Below are 21,687 nucleotides of genomic sequence, written 5' to 3'. Positions count from 1 at the left end.
AGGAGGATCGAGTGATTCAGTCTTTTTTGAGCTTGCTCCTACATCAAAGGATTAGCGTCTGTAGCCGCCTAAAGATTGCTCAGCGATTTGCACTAATCTTTTTGTGATGGTGCCACCGATTGAGCCAGCATCACGTGTTGACAAATTACCGTTGTAACCAGAAGGGGAGAGAGGGACACCAATTTCCTGAGCGACTTCATACTTCATTTGATCAAGTGCTGCCTTTGCTTCTTGTACGACTAAAGTGTTTGATCTGTTAGCCATTCAAAATCATCTCCTTTTTTATGGTACACCAGTATTATTTGAATGTTCAGAATATTTATTCGCGATAATCAAAAAAAAGTTTATAAAATCAATAAACCCCCAACTGTGAAGTTGAGGGGGGATATGTGTTCATGTATGATAACGGTTACATTATTCTTTGGATTGTTCTGCTTCTTCCTCTGCAGCAGCTGCTTCTTCAATCGCTTCAGCGATTACTTCTTCAGCCTCTTGACTCACCACTTCTTCTTCAGTGGATTCAGCAGAGATTTCTTCTTGCTCAATGGATTGTACTACTTCTTCTTCTTGGCTCATATTTGTCACCTCCTCTGATACGTATAGTAACATTGTAGCACTTCTAATAGGTTATACAAGCAGGTCAGGAGCGAATCTATCATATTTAATGTAGGCTTAATGGTTTTGTCATTCTATAGCGGAAGTGTTGTGCAAGATGAGTCGAATACAGGGAGAAAATCCATTGTTTTCACGGTTTTTGGCTTGTGTGCATGTTTTATTTTTCTATGAATATATATGAGGCTAAGCAACAATATTTCATGATTTACTATGCCGAGTTTCTGTGAAAACTCATAGGAGGAATCCGAATGAATCGGTCGGATGTTATTTTGGAGTTACAACTTGTACCGGAATTGTTGAAACAAGCGGAAGCGATCTATGTCGATGCCGTCTCTGAATTGAATTGGGCCAAACATATGCTTCTAACGAAGGAGTATGAAGTAATTGGTGAAGGTCTTGTGACAGGAAAGAATGAGCTTCAGCGGCAGGCGGAATTATGGCCACACACGAAGGATTTGCAAAAACAGGTTCTACAGATGGAAGATGCGGTTGAGCATACGAAGGTGGAATTTCACTTTTACAAACGAAAGTTAGAAAACCTACAAATTATTGCAAAGCTCATGACTATTTTATAATCTCAATAGACGTACATGAAGGATGCCTGTAATCGAAAGATTGCAGGTTTTTTGCTTTTTTATAGGATGATTTAGAAATTTATTAAGGATCATGTGGTTATCGAGAAGGGCAGTTGTGCATCCTAAGGGTAGAATATACCAATGTGTGGTTTTACAGGAGGATTGTACAAGATGAAAATAGTTCAAATAATGATGACCACTAGCGTGGGTCTCATGATGTTGACAGGCTGCCAAACAGTGAGCAGGACCTCAGTAACAGAGGCCGCCATATCGCCGGAAACGATACGTGTAGATCTCATTGGCTCGAATAACCAGTCAGTAGGTTCTGCGCAATTAACTGCGGTCAGAGACGGTGTACAGATGGATGTGCAAGTCAGTGGGCTTTCACCTGGTGTCCATGGCTTACATATACATGAGAAGGCTGTTTGTGAAGCACCAGCGTTTGATTCGGCAGGTGGGCATTTCAATCCACATATGAAGGAGCATGGCTTCCTAAATCCCAAAGGGGCACATGCTGGCGATCTGCCAAATTTGATTGTGGATGAGCAAGGCAATGGGAGATTCAGCAGCGTTACGAAGGCGGTTGTCTTAGAAAAGGATAAGCCTAATTCGCTGTTCAAACCTGGCGGGACTAGCTTAGTTATCCATGAGAAAGCAGATGATTTGAAAACAGATCCATCTGGTAATTCGGGTAAGCGGATTGCTTGCGGTGCTGTGAAATAAGGGAAGGAAGGGTTTCGACAACATGATCAAAACACAGGATCTCAAGCTGCAAATGGATGAATTAACCAAACAAAACGATATGGTGCTCATTGAATTAGAGCAGGTCAAAAAAATGTTGATTTCCAGTGCGCAAGGCTCTCAAGACAGCCAAGGTCAGCAGCAGGCGTCATCTAGCAATGGATCTGCCGCGTCAAATGATTCAGCGAATGATACGTCCCAAAGCCAAGCTAATTCTCAAAGTCAAGATCAAAGCCAAGGCCAAAGTCAAATGCAAGGGCAGAATCAGAATCAGAATCAGAATCAAGGCCAATTTCAAAATCAAAATCAAGGCCAGAATCAAGGTCAAAATCAAGGTCAAAATCAAGGTCAAAATCAAGGTCAAAATATGAAATCAGATCAAGGCAACTCGTCAAATAATCAGCAAGTAACAGATTTGGCGAATGAACTTTTGAAAATTAAAGATTTGGTCGTGAAATTGGAACAAAAAACGTCGCAGTACGTCAGTAGTCAGTCGAACGGCTCACTAACGGAAAAGGATGCGGTGAATCTTATTTTGACATTAATGAATGGAATGGTTGACTGGGCAAGCGAGTTTGTCTCGTCTAAGGCATCTTCTAATGGTCAAGTACAATAACCGTGTCCTCTGTGGACAAAGCAAAAAGGCTGAGCGTTCTCAGCCTTTTTGCTATTCCTATAAGGTAATTACTTAATAATTAGGACTTTACAGCTCTGGCTTGTAAATTCATTTGTTTGGCGCAATACTCAATAATTTCACTACGTCTGACAATCCCAATGAATTTGTCGGAATCATCGACGACAGGTACGAAGTTTTGTGATTTTGCCAAGTCAATCAAGTCTACCATGTCCGCATGAATATGAACGGGTTTATTATTGACACGTAATGGAACCTCTTCAAGTACATGGCGATGAGCGTTCTCAAAGCCGATATGCGTTGAATTTTTGAGATACCAAAGTAAATCACCTTCCGTGACGGTTCCTACATAATGACCATCATCAGATAGGATCGGGACAGCCGTATATCGGTGATACTCCATGCGTTCCAAGATTTGACGAAGGGTCGCTTGTGGAGTCGCGGTAATGACTTCCGATTTAGGTAACAGGAAAAAAGCGATATTCATCAGTCACACTCCTAAAAGTTTTCGAAGAAAACTGGCTTCGTAAGTATAAGCTCAAAAGAATCAATGTGTCTAGTATAACAAACTTTACGCATAGAATCTAAACCTGTGATGGATGCTAATGGTGAGGTGAATAGAAATGAATCGAGCATTGACTACAGCTGTGATCGGTATTGGTGCCGCTCAAGCCATCAAATTACCTTTAACGTATATAACGAGTAAGAAGTGGGATTGGTCACAATTGGTTCAAACAGGTGGCATGCCGAGTTCGCATTCTTCAGGAGTCACCGCACTAGCTACTTACATTGGGATGAAAAGAGGCTTCTCAGCTGTTGATTTCGCGGTGAGTTCCGTATTCGGGGCTGTCGTCATGTACGATGCGATGGGCATTCGTAGATCGGCTGGCGAGATCGCAGTAGAGGTGAATGATTTGGACGAACAGGTTGAACGAATAGCCAAACAGCACCCAGGGATCTATCATGCCAGAAGAAGGAAAGCGCTCAAGGAACGTTTAGGACATTTACCGAGGGAAGTTGCCGCGGGTGCCCTATTAGGATTAGCGATTGGTGCTTGCAGTTACTTACTGGAGCGAAAGTAAAAGTGTGAACACGGTACAAGTGGACAACATTTCCGGAATGGGATAAGATCAAGAAACGATCTTAGAGAGGAAGATGCCCACATGGATACGATTCGTGTTTCAACAATGGAACAACTGAAAGCTTGTTTTGCAGTGCGATTTAACGTATTTGTTGATGAACAGCAAGTACCTGCACATCTTGAAATGGATGAGAAGGACGAGTCCCCTGAGGCCTGTCATCATCTGCTTATCATGGACGGTGAAACGCCGATTGCGACTTCGAGATGGTATGAGTACCAAGAAGCAACCGCCAAATTGCAACGTGTAGCTGTTTTGAAAGCATATAGAGGAAGATCGCTTGGTAAACAACTCATACTGGCAATGGAACAACAAGCTCTCGAGCTTGGATGCAAATATGCGATTCTAGATGCGCAATGTCAAGCAGAAGGTTTCTACAGTCAGTTAGGTTATAAGGTAATCTCAGATGAGCCATTCTATGATGCCGGGATCCTGCATGTACGAATGAAGAAAACACTTTAACTTACATTTGAACTGTCATTCCCAGAAGTCATATTAATGACAAGAGGGAAAGTCAAAATAAATCGTGTCCCTATACCGAGCTCACTTTCTACTTCTAATGTACCTTGATGATCCTGTACGATTTTATAACAAATCGATAGTCCTAAACCCGTACCTGTTTCTTTGGTCGTGAAGAAGGGATGGAAAATCTTCTCGAGTTGATCACTCGGTATACCGGGACCATTATCTGCAATAACCAAAGTCGCGTTCTTAGGATCGCGGCTTAATTTGATATGAATGGAACCGTTTGCTTCCATGGCTTCGCAAGCATTCTTCATCATGTTTAACAAGAGTTGCAGCATCTTATCCTGATCCATTAGCATATGTACGGCATAGGTTGACTCATGAAAATGTATTTCATGTCCAAAGCTGGTCGCTTCGGATTCAATGAGGGATATAACTTTGAGAACGCATTCATTTAATGAATGCGTTTGAAAGACTGTTTGATGCGGCTTAGAGAATTGAAGGAACTCACCAGTCAAATCGCTCATCCGATCAATCTCATCCATGATGAGACCATACCAGTTTTCAATATTGTAATCGCTTGCTTTTGATAATTGCAGAAAACCTTTGACCGTTGTTAAGGGATTTCGTATCTCATGTGCCATGCCAGAAGCAAGTTCACCGACGACGCGAAGTTTCTCGGAGCGTTGCATTTGTTCTTCACGTTTTAACCAAGATTCACGTTTCTTCATAAATAGATTATGCTCGGCGTGCAAAATAAGATCATCTTTCGTCAGCGCGTCTTGTGGAAATATGGCAATACCATATGTATTTTGAATGCCAGTAAGCTTAGGGAGCTCAGAATCAAGCTTCTGTTGAAAGGAGGCTGTTGTCAGAAAATCTTTATGTAGCGGCATGACGACAGCGAATTCATCACCGCCATATCGCGAAATAAACAGTGCTTCTTTGAAAAGAATTTGAAGGAGATCAGCCATCTGCTTCAGAACGAAATTGCCTGCTTGAAAGCCACCCGATGTATTCATTGCTTTCAGATCGGTGCAGTCGATAAGAAATAGAACCAACGGTTGATGAAGTTTAATCTGCTGTTCGAGCCTGCGGTGACATTCTTCATAATTATATAGACCAGTAAGGGAGTCTTTTTGCGATAATAAATGACGTTCTGTGCGGATGCGTTCCAGTTTGCCGCTTCGGAGATGGATGGTTCGTGTTAGCCAAGTGGTGGCAGCAAAGTCGAGGATACTCATGAATCCAAACATAGTCTCTCTAGATGCGGAATGCGTTATGAAATTAACCGTGGATAAATAAATAATCATAGCGATCGCAGAAAGTACCCATGCTTTGGATTTATTCTCTTCTTTGTAGGAATAGTGGGATAGTGTTAGTAAATATAGAGGGTAACAAAGGGCAGATTGTCCAAGTGCGTGAAGAGAACCTATGAGGAGTAGTTGAAACCAAGGTATAGCCGGATGTGAAGAGTGGAAGCGTACCGTTAAGATAAAAAGACCAATTGCTAGAAGAAACAAAGGGATATTCAAGACTGTGTGCAGATACATCGTATATAGGCCATACAAGATTACATACACATAATATACTACATTGATAATCACCGTATCAGCTCCCGATTGCAAATTTCCGCCGTTCACATACCCTTGTGACATGTTCTATACTTGTCATAAAATTCCTGCTGTTCTCCAAAAAAAATGAAAATGAAGGGGGAATTTATCGAAAAAGAAGCCCTGAGAAATGAAATTTCTCAGGACTTCCGTGAAATGTAAGTTCAATTGGGTATATCGATGATTTCATGTTTGTGAATAAAGGTCATGTGACCTGTTTGACCAATGAAGTCTGACATTCGATCCCCATAATGCATCAGATAGATACGTTTCTGAATATCATCCGGGAGTGTAAGTAATTCTGCTAACGTTGTATGTACGTATCCAGGTCCATCTAATTGACAATCATGGAAAATGGTGTGACAATTTCTTGTACGAATAACTTCGTTGATGATCAGATCCTGATTAAATTGCACATCTGCACTATAGAATGTTAAATGATTAATAAAGATTGAATAGTTAAGTTTTTGTGCAATATGCAAGGTTGGGATAATTTCAATGGTAAGGTCAGCAGCGATTTGATAAGGCACTCTTTCTTGTAAATAAACAAGTTCGAAATAATCCTCAAGTTGATGGAAACCTTCTTCTGGATTATAAAGCCCGCCTTTCAAACTATTCTCCCAAAGCACTTCCGCTAAAGCCTCGGTAACATAAAGCTTCACTCGTTTACGGTTACATTGATAGAATAAACGAAAGGCCACTTCCTCAAGGCCGCCTACATGGTCAGCATGAATATGTGAAATGAGGATTCCATCAATTTGATCGAGCTCTAATTTAATCTCGCAAAGTGATGTGGGTACTGTTGGCCCGCAATCAATTAGAATTGTGGCATTAGTAGATCGAATTAATGCACTTGTATTGTAGTACAATTTGGAAAAGGCACTGCCGGTTCCCAACATTTGAATTTGCAAACTCATTCAGTGTCCTCCAATTTTCGACAAAATCCATCTTTTTCTAATGTAACATGGGAGGTTACCGACTTTCAACCTCTATATGAGGGAAATAAAGAAACAGTAAAGGTAAAGTAAACAAATAGAGGTGTTGATTTCATAATGATTGGATTATTTGTAAGTCTCATTCTTGTGCTCGTCATGCTTGGTATAGTTGGACTTTCTACCTACGTGGGGTGGCAGCTAACACATCCTCAGCGAAAGATCGTAGATGATTTCCCTGAGAATTACAACTTGCACCGAGAAGATGTTACATTTCCAAGTCGTACAGATGGCGTGTTATTGGATGGTTGGTACTTAGAGTCGCCTAATGTGTCTTCCTTAGCCAAATCTACGACTGTCATCATGTCACACGGTTATGCGGGTACACGACTTGAAAAAGGGCTCCCAGCCTTGTCATTAGCTCAAGCCATTGTCAACGCGGGATATCATGTTCTCATGTTTGATTTCCGAAACTCTGGACGATCAGGAGGAAATACAACAACGATAGGTTTCTTGGAGAAGGAAGACATCCTCGGGGCTATCGATTGGGTACAGAGCTATACTAACACGCCAACTGAAATCGTCTTACTTGGATTTTCTATGGGTGGAACTTCGTCCTTATTAGCTGCTGCAGAGGTGAAAGCTGTGTCGGGCGTAATTACAGACAGTGCGTTCAGCCAATTGCTTCCCTATCTCGAGGAAAACTTACCGGTGTGGTCTAAGCTCCCACGTTATCCGTTTACGCCATTTATTCTATTTATTTTGCCAAAATTAATAGATATGAATCCACATGCTGTGGATGCCTTAGCTGCCGTTGACAAGATAGCGCCTAGGCCGATTCTGTTCATCCACAGTAAGGACGATTTAGCTATTCCATATACCAATAGTACTCAGATGTTCAAGCGTCACCCAACGGTTTTTGAGCTATGGATTACGGAAGGTGCAGGGCATGTCGGCTCATTTCAACTTCAATCTGAAGCGTATATTAAGCGTGTGCTGAATTTTATTGCAAAATGTTAATTTCATCGCAACTCTTCCTACTTATCGGCGTATATAGATGCAGACATATAGACGACTAACGAGGTTGGAGGTTAAAAAGATGAAAGTTCAGCGCATTTTTACGTTGATGGTTGTGTTCTTTGTTTTGAGTACGGCTGCGGCAGTAGCCTCATCGATATGGGGGGATTATAAAGGGTATAGTATTGCTAGATTAGTCGTTAACAATCAAACGAAAGAATTCGCAGATTCCGATGTGCCGCCGCTTATTGTGGATGGCAAGACGGTACTTCCGTTACGTGCAATGAGTGACGCATTACAGTCCTTGCTCAGATGGGATGATGCGAGCAAAACAGCTTATTTGTTCAAGCCCAATGTACATATGTTCTTTACAACGGAAGTTCGGAAAGATTCTGCAATCGTTCCTTTCGGCGTTGTTGAGCGTGGCAAACAAGCAGACTTTATCGTATTCGCACAAGTAGACAACTTGAAAACAGGTATCAACTCCGTTCGCGTATCTATTATTTCGCCAAGTGGAAAAAGTGTGATCACACCTGTTGATAAATCGATCGCCGATTCCAAAGAATCGTTCTGGTTGAAGGTTCCTGTCTATGGCGTATCATTCGATGAAGCGGGTACATACGTTGTTAAATTTGCTATGCAGCAAAATGGAAGCAGCGAGTATTCCGTCGTTTCGGAAAAACAAATTCAATCGGAATAAGGCGAGCAGGGATTATCTGGTTTGACCTCTTAATATGAAAATGTTAGGATATTTAAGTAACTTATTACTTAATGAAATGAGGTTCTGCCTGTGAGCGATGAGAAGCATGATCATGTGCACGGCCCAGACTGTGACCACGATCACGACGAGCAAGGGGAAGACGTTTTTATCGTTACGGACGAGAACGGTGTAGAACATGAAATGGTCATGGTATATACCTTCCAATCTCAGGAGCAAGCTTATGCTGTTTTACTAGATCGTAATGATCCAGAAGCAGACGGTGTGATTTTCCGTGTTGAAGAAGAGGACGAAGATGCGTTCCTTGTTAACATTGAAGATGAAGAAGAGTGGGAACGTGTAGTAACGATTTACAATGAAATCGTGGCTCAAGAAGGCGAAGAATAAGAGCTATACATAAGAACCCCCTAGCAGAGTGATCTGTTAGGGGGTTTCTGTTTGTGTTCATTCATTTTCTAGGATTGAAATACATGACTCTACCGTTAAATAGATGAAGTTCAGCTTTCAGAAGTTTGCCCAAATATTTGCAGAATTCATTGCCCTTGCTCTTGTCACCATGTGTGGCATTGTCGGGCAATACGAATTGCACGAATTGACGCTCTTGCTCCTGGATTTGTTCAGAACCGACCCCAACTACGATTGTATGATATAATGCGTTGGTGCCTTTCAGATAAAACCACTTGCCTTCGCCTTCGGGCTTCGTCTCAATCGTATAAGGGAATCCGGCTTCGTCATACTCCCAACCAAGTTGCTTGGCTGTTTGGCTAAGTTGATCGCGATAATGCAGCAGCTTGTCCTTAATCTCATCAAGGGTAAGTGCAGCAACAGCGGATCCTGTTACGAATTTAATATAAGCGCTTTGAGCCATTCCTTGATCACCTCATTCGCAAAACATCACCCATATCATAGCATCATGTAAACGGTTTTACAATATATCCCTTAGGGTAGGACGCTTAGAAAATGGCTTGTGTTTCTACGATTACTTTGACCTGTTGGACACTGCGATCTTCTGGCCCTTTGACTGGCAATCCGACTTCTACATGCTCAACGATATAATCGATCAGTTCTTGGGTAATAACTTCACCAGGAAGCAAAATCGGAATACCAGGCGGGTAAACATAGATGAATTCAGCAATGATCCGATCCGCCGAGTCTTTGAATGGCAGAATTTCCGTTTCTCCGTAGAAAGCATCACGTGGTGTCAACGTCAGTTGTGGAATTGCAGGGACCTTGATCACAACTTCTTTCACTTCTGCAACATCATCATTGATGTGTGATAACTCACGCAGAGCTGTAAGTAGTATCTCTACATTCTCTGATGTATCACCTGGCGTGAAGAGACAGAGGATATTGTACATGTCACTCATCTCGACTTCGATATTGTAATGTTCACGCAGCCAGTTCTCTACTTCGAAACCAGTAACTCCTAGTTTACGGACATGTACGCAGATTTTGGTAGGATCATAGGCGTATGTAGCCTCATCCCCGAGAATCTCTTCTCCGAAACAATAGAGGTTCGGAATCTCGTTGATTTGTTTGCGTGCATAATGAGCAAGCTGAATGGTGCGTTCTGCCATCTCACGACCATTGAGAGCGAGGTGACGACGGGATGTATCTAATGAACCTAGTAAAATATACGAAGTCGACGTCGTCGTCAGCATCGAAATGATCGTCTGAATACGTTTCGGATTCACGCGATTTCCTTTGACATTGAGGACAGAGCTTTGCGTCATGGAACCACCAAGCTTATGTACACTCGTAGCAGCCATATCAGCTCCAGCTTCCATAGCAGACATCGGCAGCTTCTCATGGAAATGAATAAGCACACCGTGCGCTTCATCAACTAGAACAGGCATATTGTAGCTGTGAACGAGATCTACGATTTCCTTGAGGTTCGTACATACACCATAATACGTAGGATTAATGACTAGCACGGCTTTGGCATCCGGATGCTTTTCAAGTGCACGGCGCACAGAACGAGTCGGAATGCCGTGATCAATCCCTAGATTTTTATCGCGAGCAGGTTGGATGAATACCGGTTTGGCTCCAACGAAAATAATCGCGGCTAGTACGGATTTATGGACATTCCGCGGCACGATAATTTTATCGCCTTCGGAACAAACGGTCATAATCATGGTCATAATCGCTCCGCTCGTGCCTTGCACAGAGAAGAACGTGTGATCCGCGCCAAATGCGTGCGCTGCCAGCTTCTGAGCTTCTTCAATAACGCCCATTGGCTGATGAAGATCATCTAGCGGTGCTATATTGATGAGGTCGATGGACAGTGCATTATCGCCGATGAAAGCGCGAAACTCCGGGTCCATGCCGACTCCTTTTTTATGGCCAGGAATGTGAAACTGAATTGGATTTCTTTCCGCATGCGCAAGCAATGCAGAGAACAGGGGTGTACGGGTATGATCCACCTGATTATCGCTTCCCTTCTATCGTGGATTGTCTGTCCAAAAGTTGCAACAAACAAAATGAGTATATCAAACTAGAGCTATGATGCAAGTTAATTTTTTCAAAATAGTTTGCACAAAATGAGGCCAAACTAACACGAAGATGTATAAATAGCTCAATAAAAGGAGAAAACCGATGATTTGGATGCGAAAATGGCGAGAGAATCGCTTATTCTCACCATTTGTGATGGAATTGTTAATTATTATGTTTGTCGTAGAATTTGTAAAAGGAGCCTTGCTCATAACCGTTTTGCCAGTTTATATGACGACATCGCTCGGTGCATCAGCATTTGTTATAGGTTGGTCATTAGCCGCTCAATATATTGGCGATAATGTATTACGTACACCTGTGGGTTGGATTATTGATCGTCTTGGCTACCGTGTGACAATGTTAACAGGCGTGTTGTTAACTTTCCTTTCCGTTATTATCATGGCGATCTCAACCGAATACGTATGGATGATTGTTGGTTGTGCGTTCCTTGGATTTGGGACGGCCCCACTATGGCCTTGTGTGATAACAGGAACGACTGAAGTAGCAGGGGATGAGGGCAAAGCGACGATTATGAGCGTCGTATATATGGCCTGGTTGTCTGGGGTAGGGCTTGGACCTGTGGTGATTAACTTCTTCGTTGGTGAAAATAACTATGCGTTTGCATTTAAGCTGCTTATTGGATGCATGACGTTAGTTGTGTTAGTCGCGCTCATGCTTCCTCGTAAACAGAAGGTAAATGTGAAATTAGAAGAGCAGATGGTTGTCCAAACGTCGGAGCAAATACATAAGACATCTAGGATGCAGCGTGTATCTACCTATCTAAGCGAAGTTCGGAGATCCATGTCGATGAGTCCGCTGATGTTTCCGGCCATGTTTGCCCAGACATTTGCGCTAGGGATATTAACGCCGATTCTAACGCTCTATGCCAAAGAAGTATTGATGCTATCTTCTTTTCAATACAGTCTTTTTTTGGTCGCAGGTGGGGCGGTTACCGTCATTTTTCTAGTTCCAATGGGCAAAATGGTAGACCGTTTAGGGATTCGCCCATTTCTGCTAATCGGGTTTTCGCTTAGTGCAGCAGCTTTATTACTCTTCACTTACGTGAAATCCATGAGTATGCTGTACGTCTTAGTGGGTCTGCTTGGTGTGGGCTATGCATTCATTATTCCCTCTTGGAATGCGTTGATTGCTTCTGCCATCCCGCCGGAGAAAAGAGGGGCAGTTTGGGGGTTTTTCCTCACAATTGAAGGTTGTGGGATGATTGTTGGTCCTATCGTGTCAGGGAAACTATGGGATGTATATGGCTATCATGCACCGTTCCTGACGAGTGGATTCGTATTGATCCTGTTGCTTGTTCTTCAAATGTTCATTTCCATCCCCAAAAAAGGTATGGTACGATAAGGAAAAAGAATTGGTTTGGAGGCTTAATGCATCATGAATAAACAGATTGGAGTCATCATGTTGTTGTTGATGACGATCTTTATAGGTTTCGGAATTATCATTCCCGTGTTGCCAGAAGTCGTGACTGGCGCAGGAGCAAAGTTTCATAATGCCGTCCTCTTGTCGGTGTACTCTGCAGCTTCCTTCTTGATGTCTCCCATCTGGGGAGGCTTATCAGATCGTGTTGGTCGTAGACCGATTATTCTAGTCGGACTTCTAGGCTTTAGTGTGAGCTTCTTGATTTTCGGATTTGCTAATGATCAATTATGGATCATGTATGTATCCCGCATTTTAGGCGGCTTATTCTCAGGAGCGGCGACAGCATGTGCTGTAGCATATGTTGCAGATATTACAACTGCTGAGAATCGGACTAAAGGGATGGGCATGGTAGGAATGTCGATTGGGCTAGGATTTATCTTTGGGCCAGCACTTGGTGGGATTGTTAGCAAATGGGGAACTTATACGCCGTTCTTCGTAGCTGCTGCCATTTCATTCGCTTCGTTCCTTCTCGCGGCTGCGATTCTTAAAGAGTCTTTAACGTCGGACAAGCGCAGATCATCCAAAGAAAAAGCACCTTCGCGCTGGACTGCTTTCGATGGGGCTTCGAAGTATTTGTACGTACTGTCTTTCTTCGTATCGTTCACGTTGGCAGGACTTGAAGCAACGCTTCAGTATTATCAAATGGACAAAATCGGCGCCACGCCGTTTGATATCGGCATGATGTTCCTCGCGAGCGGCATCGTCGGTGCTTTAATCCAGGGCGGCGTTGTACGCCGCCTAGTGAAACAAGGTGCCGAACAGTTCGTCATCGGCATCGGGTTACTGCTCTCAGCAGCCGGCTTCTTCCTGCTGCTGTACTCCAGCAGCGTCGTAACCGCTGCGATATATTTATCGGTCTTCGGCGCGGGTAACGCGCTGATCAGACCGTGTGTGACGTCGCTGATTACGCAGCGTACGAAGGTTGGCCAAGGCGTCGCGACAGGGCTCAGCTCCTCCATGGACAGCCTGGGCCGCATTGCGGGCCCGCTCCTTGGCGGAGCGGTGTTCGCGATCGCTCACTCGCTGCCGTTCATCATCGGCGGCGTGCTTTGCCTAGCTGCAATCTTGCTGCTGCAGCGCTTTATTATGGTTGACCGCCAAGCCAGCGCGCAGCGCGCGGTTTAGCGCAGAAAAGCTGCCCATCCCTTTCTCCAGTAGGAGAGGGATGGGCAGCTTTTTGGTTTGCGCTGGCGCCCCCCTAAGTCGAAAAAATCGACTTACAGCGCCCTGCGCGCGATCTTACGCCGTCCCAGCTTCTATCGCGGAGAAAGACCGTACAAAATAAACTTAATCGTATAGTCGATTTCTTTCTCTTCATCCCACTCGGAATCAGGCACAAGCAGAAACCGGGTAATGAGAAATCCCATTATCGTGGAAACGATCAACCGCATTGCCGTGGGTTCAGGGAGATCAATGAGCTGACCCTGCTTCTGGAAATGGCGAATTGCTTTATATGCTTTCTCTAGAACTAATACGGCTACCGTTTCTTTAAATTGTTCGCGAAGCTCGTTGTGGAATGGGATTTCATGCATGAAGATTTTGATGATTGGAAAGTGCTTGCGAGCAAATTCTAAGCGATTCACGGTAATGGCGCGTAGGAATTGTTCCACAGTTGGATAGTCAGCTTCCAACACTTTCGTGAAATCTTTAACCGCGAATGGCGCAATGAGCTTGGTCATCATCGGGGCTACGATCGAGAGGAGCAGCTCTTTTTTTGTTTTGTAATGGCGAAAAATTGTGCCTTCGGCAACGCCAGCTTTCTGAGCGATTTCGCTTGTAGAGGAGCCTGCAAAACCTTTCTCTGAGAAAATCTCCACAGCCGCTTGAACAATCTTAATCTGTTTATCGGTCATTTTCTCTTCTTCGTCGTTCAGACGCAGCAGTTCAGTTAACCATGGCTCGATATCGGACATTGCATTCACCTCGTTATCTCTTCATAAATATCCATTCATTATATCTTACGATGCTTCTTTAATGCCACAATATTCAAGATCATAAAGACTAGGGTAAAAGAGGCTAGAACAAGAACATCAAGCCAAATGCGATCCCATCCTGCGCCGCGAATCATAATATTCCGCAGAGCGTCTGCACCGTAATAGAGCGGCATCGCATGACCAATCCAGCGTAGGTAAACAGACATCGTGTCTAAGCTGAACAAGCCGGAGAAGAAAACTTGTGGCACAATGATGAGCGGAATAAACTGAATCATTTGGAATTCGTTGTTCGCAAAAGCAGAAATCAGTGTGCCTAAGGAGAGCGCAGACAGGGCCAATAGTAGCGTGATCAAGAGCACATACCAGAAGGAACCTACCATCATTAGGCCGAGGACGCTCGTAGCAAACCAAGCAATTAGTGTAGCTTGCAAGGTGGTGAAGATCCCAAATCCGAGGATGTACCCGACAACGATTTCCCATCGACGCAATGGGGTAGCGAGCAGACGTTCCAAGGTTCCACCTGTTCGTTCTCTTAGAAAAGATACGCCAGACAAAAGGAAAACGAAAAAGAAAACGAAAAACCCAATCAATACCGGTCCGAAATTATCAAATGCGGCCATATCAGCTCCACCGTGTAAATACGTAATAGTCGGCGTAACTGCTGTTGCAGTGCCGGTCGGGGCTGCGCTCTGCAACGCCTTTTGCAACAAGAAGAGAACCGCTTTGTTCTTGCTAGGATCGCTCCCTTCCAGGGTAAGCTGCGGTATTGTGCCATTCATGACGAGAACAGCGTCCAAGTGAACATTGTTCAGTTCTGTCTGCGCTTCTTCGGCTGTGTATACGGTAATCTCTGCGTTCAACTCTTGCAATTTCTGTATAAGTGGGGTAGGGACATTCACAGCGCCAAGTTTGGGCACATAGGTATTGCCATTGAATACTAACGACATCATGAACAAAATAAGCATTGGAGCTACAAGCATCATCATGAGTGTTCGTTTATCATGGAAAAATTGGCGAAGAATGCGGATGACAATAGCACGAATTCTCATGCGTGAGCACCTCCATAAACTAAGAATGCTTCTTCAATCGTGGAGGAAGAAGTGGCCTGTTTCAATTCCTCAGGCGTGCCTACAGCGGTGAGACTGCCATCTCGTATCATACCGAGTTGATGACATTTGTCGGCTTCATCCATCACATGTGTGGTTAGAAGAATCGTCGTTCCGTTCAGGCTCAGATTCGTAAGCTCCTGCCAAATCGATTTACGCAGAACAGGGTCAATCCCTACAGTGGGTTCATCGAGAATAAGAATGCTAGGTTCATGAAGCAGGGAAATAGCAAGCGATAAGCGTCGTTTCATACCTCCTGAGTAGTTGCTGACTTGCTTCTTAATGTGATCGCTCAAATCAACGAGCTCCATGACAGCCTGGATACGCTGCTTACATTTGGCTCCCTTGAGACCATATAAGGCTGCGAAGAATGCTAGGTTTTCCTGCGCTGTCAACTCCGTATATAGGGCATCTGATTGTGCCATATAGCCGATTTGGGAGAGCATGGCTAGCTGTGGCATCTTCTGGCCAAGGACGGTCACCTGACCGGATGTGGGGGCATCGATGCCCGCGATCATGCGGACAAGTGTCGTTTTACCTGAACCGGAAGGCCCCAACAGTCCAAAAATCTGCGCACGAGGCACGGCAAGTGTAATGTTCTTCAGTACCGTTTTCTCACCAAATTGCTTGCTGACACCTTGCACTTGAATCGATAGGGGGGAGATCATGACCTGCACCTCTTTCAAATAGTTTTAGAGTGAGTAATCACTCACTTTTTTACGCTAAACCCATCATACGATAAACTTATGCCTTTGAAAAGTGAGTAATCACTCATTTTTCAAAATTTAGTTGCATAACAAAAAGGCATTCCGCAGAATGCCTCCTTTTCATACTTAAAGTTATTTCTTCGCTTTTGGTTCCATTTTGTGATCAACCCACTTCTCAATGGAAGGTGTTAATTGATCTTTAATCGATACCACTAGCTTGTCTTTGGAGATACCTTTTGCTTGGGCAATTTCGGTCAAAGACTTACCTGCATGCAGCTGCGAACGGAGTTCGTCTTTACTCATGCCTAGCGATTTTGCAAGCTTCTCGGTGTCTGGCTTTAGACCGAACTTATGCTTGCCGTGTCCCGGGTGGTGAGCCAGCAAGTTCTTCTCATTGAGAATGAACTTAAGATGCTCGCCAAGCTTCTGCTTCATATGATCGCCTTGATCGGAAGTCAGCTTACCATCTTTGACAGCAGTTTCAATCTTCGTCGTCCGTAGTTGTTGCAGTTTGGCTGTTAGATCAGCTTCGGAGATGCCTTTTTCAGCGGCGACCTCTACAATGCTTTTCCCGCTCTTCAGGGATTTGAAGAGAACTTCTTTGTCGACACCGATAATCGTTGCGGATTCTTCAATGATCGGCCATTTCCGTTGATGGTGTCCACTTTGGCCTGCTTCGTCTGCTTGTTGCCATGTAAGTGTTGGCTGTTCTTCGGCATCAGGCGTTTGTGCAACCGCGACAGCGGCAAGGCTTCCACCCAAGATACAGGTGAGCGCGATGGAGCTGATGAGCAGTTTCCTTATGTTTGTTGGTTCCAAGGGAATCGAGGCCTCCTTTCCTGTGTATTGGGAATTACAGGATTTAGTCTGCGCAGGAAAGCCTAGTTTTAGTTGAAAACAACCTTAATTTTACATAAATATTTCATGAAATTAGAGCGAAGGTGTATCGACTGCAAGTTGGTATAGCGGAAGCAGCTTCTCGAAAGTTTCCGCGATTAGTTGCTCCAACTGATCGGGATTTGCTAACACAGGGTCATCGAAACGGAGGTTTCTACCGATGAGCAGCTCTGCTTTTTTGACATCGCGGAAGCGAGAGAGGGCTTCGTTCCAACCGGTGGTGTCAAGCTCAGACACGGGAATTGTATCTTTTTTCATATGATCAAAGGAAAGTTGGAAGTCTGTTGGAATTTCGGCTTGAATCTGCTTCAAGTTGTTCATGTATGTCGTAGCGATGTTGCCTTTATTCGGCAGTTCATAAATGAGAGCAAGCCAGATGAAAACACGATCATCGAATAGACCAACCTGGAAGTGAGGCACTTGCTTATAACCGCGTTTATTCGGGCAGATGGCCATCCAGGTATCGACAGGCGGGTTAATTTTACGACGCAGATGTTGAGCAATATGAAGGAACATTTCGGTTCCAGACTTCACGGATAATCCGGCTGTTAGCGTATCGCCAAGCGCTTTGAATTTCGGCTGTATTCGCTCGCGAATGGCGGCCATACGACCATCTAATCCTTCTATAGTGAAGGTATCAAAATCATGTTGTGTAAATCCAGTAAAACTCATGGTATAAGGTCCTCATTTCAATCCTATTTTCCAACTATTCTAAAGTAATTTTCAATATCTCGCAATAAATCGCATCTTTTCGACGATATCGTATAGGCTTAAAGTTCGATTTTGTCGAAAGAAGGAGGTAAATTAAGGTAGCTGTCGAAAGAGTTAAAGTAACGAGCGTAGGAAAGGTACAGGAGGAATTGAAATGAAGAAGATGCCGAAATGGTCAAAAGTTGCAATCGTCGGAACACTGATGGGCACTTGCTTTGGTGCAGGTGTGTATGCCCAAGATGTACTTCAACGTGTCGATGCGTATCTCAGGAGCGATTATAAAGTTGTCGTGAATGGTCAAGCTGTTCAACTCGCGAATCCGCCTTTAATTTATAATAATTCAAGTTATTTGCCTGTTAAGGAATTGGCTGGTCATTTAGGCGCTGTCGTAAATTGGGAGGAAAATACCAAAACGATTTATGTCGTTCCACGCGTGAATTCGAATCAGCCGACGGAAGGAAACGAAGCGAATTACACGGAGATTATTCTGCAATACCCTTTTGCACAATATATGGACTACCAGGGAGCAACCTACTCTGTCTTAATGAATAACACAGATCAAACATATTATCGACTTAGTGATATTGAACGCATGGGAATTCGGACGGATGGTTTACGCAAGGCCAAAGAAAAGTTTACGGGCCAGCTATATGTTAGTGAATCTGAACTAAAAAATGTATGGGGGAACGTGCCCCCACAAATGTCCTATTCCAGGTTTGAGAACCTAGTTGTGTCAGGTGAGACGGATACACTGAAATTAAAGGCGTTGAAAAGCTATGTTGAATCTTACCGTTATTTCGTCGTAGATAAAGTTAGTTACTCATGGAATCCAGTCATTATTGATAAGTTACCTGAAGAAAACACCTATAACTACTTGCTGAATAATAATGGCCATTTCTTCCAAACGACGATTAAGTTAACTCCTTTTACTAACTATAACAATGAAATTTCGGATTATTTAGTCGCAAGTACTTCCGTGGAAGACATAGAGGCAGGTAAAGTTGTAAATTAACCTTTTAATTTTGCGTTCTTTTTAGGTAAAAGATAGCAATTTGCGTACGGTCTCGGAGATTCAATTTACTCAAAATTTCAGTAACATAGTTCTTCACCGTACCTTCGCTCAGGAATAGTTCCTGGGCGATTTCTTTATTTGAAAGGCCATCGGAGATTTTCGTAATAATCGTCTGCTCACTCGCAGTCAAGCCGTAACCATCAATTGGTGAGCTGGACGCATCTGACTTGGACGGACTTTCTTGAATGAAACTCGTTAGTTTCTTAGCGATATCGGGATGAATAAGCAAATTTCCTTGCTTCACCGTCTTAATGCCTTGAATGATATGATCTGGGGAAATATTTTTTAATAAATAGCCGCTGGCACCATTACGTAACGCTTGAATGATATAAGTATCATCATCGAAAGTAGTCAGAATGAGGATCGCGATTTGGGGATGCGCTTCCTTGATAAGTTTAGTGCCCTGTACGCCATCACAAAGGGGCATTCGGATATCCATAAGAACGACATCTACTTGTGTCCCATTCTGAATTGTCGTGAAAGCTTCATTTCCATTCGTGCAAGTGCCAACAACCGTGATTTCAGGATCGAGCCCAATTATTAATTGCAAGCTTTCGCGAATGAATGGATCGTCATCGGCGATAAGTACGTGAATCATTGACAGAAACCCCCTTTACTTTGTTCCATTGTTTCGAAAAGCTGGTAATACCGTTGTTACCGTAAAATTCTCTTCATTTGAGATAAATAATTGCCCGCCGATCACTTTGAGTCGTTCTTCCATACCAGATAAACCTACCCCTTTAACCGTAGGATCATAATGTGTTGTGCCATTATTGGAGACTCCCATGGTCACTTGATTGGCATCGTACTGTAAGGTGATCTGAACGGACGTAGCAGCGCCATGACGAATGGCATTTGAGATTGCTTCTTGCGCATTTCGGTAAAGGATGAATTCAAGGCTAGGATACAACTCATAGGGCATTCCTTGGATGTCAAGAGTAATGTCAATCGCGTTCTCTCGCGTTAGCCCCGCAATTAATGTACCCAAGGAATAACTTTGCAGCGAATGCTCATTGGGCTTCAAACGACGAACAGTAGAACGAAGAAGTTCCATGCTTTCTCCGAGTTGATCGCGAACAGAACGCAGCATTTCGGTACCTTTGTTTGGTTGAGAGGGAAGGATGGTGAGTGCGGCTTCCATCATCATCTTGAGCCGGATTAACTTATGGCCTAAATCGTCATGCAGATCGTGTGAAATGCGGTTGCGTTCTTCCGTTTGGGCGATATTCTCGACTTTGCGGGCATAATCCATTAATTGTAGGCGGTCTTCGTCTAATGCATAGTGCTGTTTTCGGAGATGATCATAGAGGAGCTCGACTTCATCTTTACTTCTTTTCATATGCTGAAGTTGGAAAGAAAGGATAGCGAGAGTGGTAAACATAACATTGGCGATGGTGTAATTCACAGCTGGTTGATGATGCAAGGAGAAATTAAGGGCGATAAGCTGGAACAGAAGTGCACCTAATTGTTGTTGCCGATTCAGCTGGGGTACATACGTCAATAAGGTTGAGAAGAATGAAATAAACCAAACGCCTTCATAGTGATAGCTCATCCAGCCTGTACTGCCGATTTCGAGAAATAGCATCCACCCCGTATTCGGAAAAAGGGTTCGCCTGATTTCAATCAGCCCGATGAATAGGAGTACGAAGAGGGCATAAGTGTCATAGGAGGTATAGGTTTCCAGATACATGGAAGCGATCGCAGGTACGAGTATGAGAAGATAACGTGTGAATATAAGTTGGTTTTTCAATTGGAATCCGCATCCTTTACCTTAGTAAAGAAAGTATATCATACGCCTATTCATTGGATAACCATTTTCTTAGCAAAAAGAAGGTGACTTTCGTCACATTGTTTAATGACTTCTTCTACCTGTCGGTATACTCGCAATAGCGTACAATGACAATAATCAGTGCAGGGAAGAAAGGGAGAGAATAGATGAGTTTTGTTCAATTGAAGCAAGTAGTTAAGAAATATGACGATCGTATTTCAGTCGATCATCTGAATCTGACGATTCGTGAAGGTGAAGTTTTTGGCTTGCTAGGACCTAATGGAGCGGGTAAGAGTACAACGATTAACATGCTGAGCGGGCTGCTGAAAATTGATCAAGGCGATATCCTGGTAGGTGGCAAATCCGTTATTAAATTCCCGATGGAAGTTAAACGTAATTTGGGGCTCGTTCCCCAAGATTTAGCGATTTATGAGAACTTAACAGCTCGGGAGAACGTTACATTCTTCGCTAAACTTTATGGGCTGAGAGGAAAGCTGCTTAAGGAACGAGTGGAGGAATCTTTAGCATTTGTGGGTCTTCTAGACCGTGCGAGTGATAAGCCCAGTTCATTTTCAGGTGGCATGAAGCGAAGGCTAAATATTGCTTGTGCGATCATGCATCATCCGAAGCTCATTATTATGGATGAACCAACCGTAGGAATCGATCCTCAATCGCGCAATCATATTCTTGAATCCGTAAGAGAATTGAATCGCATGGGCTCAACAATTATTTACACTTCCCATTATATGGAAGAGGTTTCAGCACTTTCAACGAGAGTTGGCATCATGGATCATGGTCGTCTCATCGCTTGTGGAACACAAGATGAACTGCGCGATCAAGTCTCGCAAGATAATAAAATTGTGCTTCAAATTACGAACCTTACCGATCATGCCGTTAATGAGTTGAGAGAGCATCCCTTGACTAAACAGTTAAATGTGAGTGAACAATCGCTCGAACTGATCGTAAAAGCGTCGCAAAGTTATTTGCAAGATATCCTCTTTATTTTGTCTAAACATCAGGTTAAGATTCAATCGCTCACTCAGGTGGAGCCTGATCTAGAGGCCTTGTTCCTGTCCTTGACCGGAAGAACCTTGCGAGACTAGGGGGGATTCA

At 43.6% G+C, this 21,687-nt stretch carries 26 protein-coding genes; 12 read left to right on the top strand and 14 right to left on the bottom strand.

Going from position 1 to position 21,687, the window contains the following annotated elements:
* Positions 1-51: 51 nt before the first annotated feature.
* Together AC58PV_RS20275 and AC58PV_RS20270 are read right to left on the bottom strand one after the other, a co-directional pair.
* Positions 52-264: an alpha/beta-type small acid-soluble spore protein gene (locus AC58PV_RS20275; protein ID WP_497434176.1), complete on the bottom strand. Its 213-nt coding sequence runs from the start codon at positions 262-264 to the stop codon at positions 52-54.
* A 150-nt stretch (positions 265-414) separates the two neighbouring features.
* Entirely contained in the window at positions 415-576 is a 162-nt protein-coding gene (locus tag AC58PV_RS20270; protein ID WP_497434174.1) for a hypothetical protein, read from the bottom strand.
* Between the two features lie 287 nt (positions 577-863).
* Between AC58PV_RS20270 and AC58PV_RS20265 the strand changes: the two genes are divergently transcribed.
* The 3 genes from AC58PV_RS20265 (at position 864) to AC58PV_RS20255 (ending at position 2,547) form a co-directional block, all read left to right on the top strand.
* Entirely contained in the window at positions 864-1,190 is a 327-nt protein-coding gene (locus AC58PV_RS20265; RefSeq protein ID WP_497434173.1) for a hypothetical protein, read from the top strand.
* A gap of 171 nt (positions 1,191-1,361) precedes the next feature.
* Positions 1,362-1,913 carry a superoxide dismutase family protein gene (locus tag AC58PV_RS20260; protein WP_497434172.1) on the top strand — a complete coding sequence of 184 codons (552 nt, stop codon included), beginning with the start codon at positions 1,362-1,364 and terminating at the stop codon, positions 1,911-1,913.
* 22 nt (positions 1,914-1,935) lie between these two features.
* Positions 1,936-2,547 (top strand): hypothetical protein, encoded by a 612-nt coding sequence (locus AC58PV_RS20255; protein WP_497434170.1) that lies wholly within the window; start codon positions 1,936-1,938, stop codon positions 2,545-2,547.
* Between the two features lie 79 nt (positions 2,548-2,626).
* On the opposite strand, the gene AC58PV_RS20250 is transcribed toward AC58PV_RS20255, so the two are convergent.
* Entirely contained in the window at positions 2,627-3,052 is a 426-nt protein-coding gene (locus AC58PV_RS20250) for a CBS domain-containing protein (RefSeq protein WP_497434169.1), read from the bottom strand.
* 136 nt (positions 3,053-3,188) lie between these two features.
* On the opposite strand from AC58PV_RS20250, the gene AC58PV_RS20245 reads away from it, so the two are divergent.
* Positions 3,189-3,647 (top strand): divergent PAP2 family protein, encoded by a 459-nt coding sequence (locus AC58PV_RS20245; RefSeq protein WP_497434168.1) that lies wholly within the window; start codon positions 3,189-3,191, stop codon positions 3,645-3,647.
* Positions 3,648-3,728: 81 nt separating this feature from the next.
* Positions 3,729-4,166, top strand: a complete 438-nt coding sequence (locus AC58PV_RS20240; protein WP_497434167.1) for a GNAT family N-acetyltransferase — start codon at positions 3,729-3,731, stop codon at positions 4,164-4,166.
* Here AC58PV_RS20240 and AC58PV_RS20235 read toward each other — a convergent pair.
* On the bottom strand, positions 4,163-5,776 hold the full coding sequence (locus AC58PV_RS20235; RefSeq protein WP_497434165.1) for an ATP-binding protein: 1,614 nt from the start codon (positions 5,774-5,776) through the stop codon (positions 4,163-4,165). The genes AC58PV_RS20240 and AC58PV_RS20235 overlap by 4 nt on opposite strands.
* Before the next feature lie 170 nt (positions 5,777-5,946).
* A complete protein-coding gene (locus tag AC58PV_RS20230) occupies positions 5,947-6,699 on the bottom strand; it encodes an MBL fold metallo-hydrolase (RefSeq protein ID WP_497434164.1) in 753 nt (250 codons plus the stop codon).
* A 135-nt stretch (positions 6,700-6,834) separates the two neighbouring features.
* Between AC58PV_RS20230 and AC58PV_RS20225 the strand changes: the two genes are divergently transcribed.
* From AC58PV_RS20225 to AC58PV_RS20215, 3 genes are all read left to right on the top strand, one after another.
* Positions 6,835-7,734, top strand: coding sequence for an alpha/beta hydrolase (locus AC58PV_RS20225; RefSeq protein ID WP_497434163.1), 900 nt, complete (start codon positions 6,835-6,837; stop codon positions 7,732-7,734).
* Positions 7,735-7,813: 79 nt separating this feature from the next.
* Positions 7,814-8,431 (top strand): stalk domain-containing protein, encoded by a 618-nt coding sequence (locus AC58PV_RS20220; protein ID WP_497434162.1) that lies wholly within the window; start codon positions 7,814-7,816, stop codon positions 8,429-8,431.
* Positions 8,432-8,521: 90 nt separating this feature from the next.
* On the top strand, positions 8,522-8,836 hold the full coding sequence (locus tag AC58PV_RS20215) for a DUF1292 domain-containing protein (RefSeq protein ID WP_056612546.1): 315 nt from the start codon (positions 8,522-8,524) through the stop codon (positions 8,834-8,836).
* 61 nt (positions 8,837-8,897) lie between these two features.
* Here the strand turns inward: AC58PV_RS20215 and AC58PV_RS20210 are convergent, their stop codons facing one another.
* Positions 8,898-9,317, bottom strand: a complete 420-nt coding sequence (locus tag AC58PV_RS20210) for a DUF1885 family protein (RefSeq protein ID WP_497434160.1) — start codon at positions 9,315-9,317, stop codon at positions 8,898-8,900.
* An 85-nt stretch (positions 9,318-9,402) separates the two neighbouring features.
* Positions 9,403-10,872, bottom strand: a complete 1,470-nt coding sequence (locus AC58PV_RS20205; RefSeq protein WP_497434159.1) for an aminotransferase class I/II-fold pyridoxal phosphate-dependent enzyme — start codon at positions 10,870-10,872, stop codon at positions 9,403-9,405.
* Positions 10,873-11,044: 172 nt separating this feature from the next.
* Between AC58PV_RS20205 and AC58PV_RS20200 the strand changes: the two genes are divergently transcribed.
* Both AC58PV_RS20200 and AC58PV_RS20195 read left to right on the top strand, forming a co-directional pair.
* Entirely contained in the window at positions 11,045-12,301 is a 1,257-nt protein-coding gene (locus AC58PV_RS20200; RefSeq protein WP_497434157.1) for an MFS transporter, read from the top strand.
* Between the two features lie 33 nt (positions 12,302-12,334).
* Complete coding sequence (locus AC58PV_RS20195; RefSeq protein WP_497434156.1) at positions 12,335-13,504, top strand: MFS transporter; 1,170 nt, start codon at positions 12,335-12,337, stop codon at positions 13,502-13,504.
* 131 nt (positions 13,505-13,635) lie between these two features.
* Here AC58PV_RS20195 and AC58PV_RS20190 read toward each other — a convergent pair whose 3' ends face one another.
* The 5 genes from AC58PV_RS20190 to AC58PV_RS20170 form a co-directional block, all read right to left on the bottom strand.
* Complete coding sequence (locus AC58PV_RS20190) at positions 13,636-14,292, bottom strand: TetR/AcrR family transcriptional regulator (RefSeq protein ID WP_497434155.1); 657 nt, start codon at positions 14,290-14,292, stop codon at positions 13,636-13,638.
* Positions 14,293-14,330: 38 nt separating this feature from the next.
* Positions 14,331-15,362 carry an ABC transporter permease gene (locus tag AC58PV_RS20185; protein ID WP_497434154.1) on the bottom strand — a complete coding sequence of 344 codons (1,032 nt, stop codon included), beginning with the start codon at positions 15,360-15,362 and terminating at the stop codon, positions 14,331-14,333.
* Positions 15,359-16,087 carry an ABC transporter ATP-binding protein gene (locus tag AC58PV_RS20180; protein WP_497434153.1) on the bottom strand — a complete coding sequence of 243 codons (729 nt, stop codon included), beginning with the start codon at positions 16,085-16,087 and terminating at the stop codon, positions 15,359-15,361. The genes AC58PV_RS20185 and AC58PV_RS20180 overlap by 4 nt, the downstream gene beginning before the upstream one ends.
* Before the next feature lie 171 nt (positions 16,088-16,258).
* A complete protein-coding gene (locus AC58PV_RS20175; protein WP_497434151.1) occupies positions 16,259-16,945 on the bottom strand; it encodes a hypothetical protein in 687 nt (228 codons plus the stop codon).
* A 111-nt stretch (positions 16,946-17,056) separates the two neighbouring features.
* The gene (locus AC58PV_RS20170) at positions 17,057-17,695 is read right to left on the bottom strand and encodes a DUF1054 domain-containing protein (protein ID WP_497434150.1); all 639 of its coding nucleotides are present in this window, start codon (positions 17,693-17,695) and stop codon (positions 17,057-17,059) included.
* Between the two features lie 193 nt (positions 17,696-17,888).
* On the opposite strand from AC58PV_RS20170, the gene AC58PV_RS20165 reads away from it, so the two are divergent.
* A complete protein-coding gene (locus tag AC58PV_RS20165; protein ID WP_497434148.1) occupies positions 17,889-18,746 on the top strand; it encodes a stalk domain-containing protein in 858 nt (285 codons plus the stop codon).
* Between the two features lie 4 nt (positions 18,747-18,750).
* Here the strand turns inward: AC58PV_RS20165 and AC58PV_RS20160 are convergent, their stop codons facing one another.
* Together AC58PV_RS20160 and AC58PV_RS20155 are read right to left on the bottom strand one after the other, a co-directional pair.
* Positions 18,751-19,404 (bottom strand): response regulator transcription factor, encoded by a 654-nt coding sequence (locus tag AC58PV_RS20160; RefSeq protein ID WP_497434146.1) that lies wholly within the window; start codon positions 19,402-19,404, stop codon positions 18,751-18,753.
* Positions 19,405-19,419: 15 nt separating this feature from the next.
* Entirely contained in the window at positions 19,420-20,556 is a 1,137-nt protein-coding gene (locus tag AC58PV_RS20155) for a sensor histidine kinase (RefSeq protein ID WP_497434145.1), read from the bottom strand.
* 185 nt (positions 20,557-20,741) lie between these two features.
* Here AC58PV_RS20155 and AC58PV_RS20150 point away from each other — a divergent pair, with 185 nt between their 5' ends.
* Positions 20,742-21,677: an ABC transporter ATP-binding protein gene (locus tag AC58PV_RS20150; protein WP_497434144.1), complete on the top strand. Its 936-nt coding sequence runs from the start codon at positions 20,742-20,744 to the stop codon at positions 21,675-21,677.
* The last annotated feature ends 10 nt before the right edge of the window (positions 21,678-21,687 follow it).

It is taken from the genome of Paenibacillus sp. J22FR83, from assembly GCF_059691955.1.
This window is presented reverse-complemented; position numbering and strand designations above follow the sequence as displayed.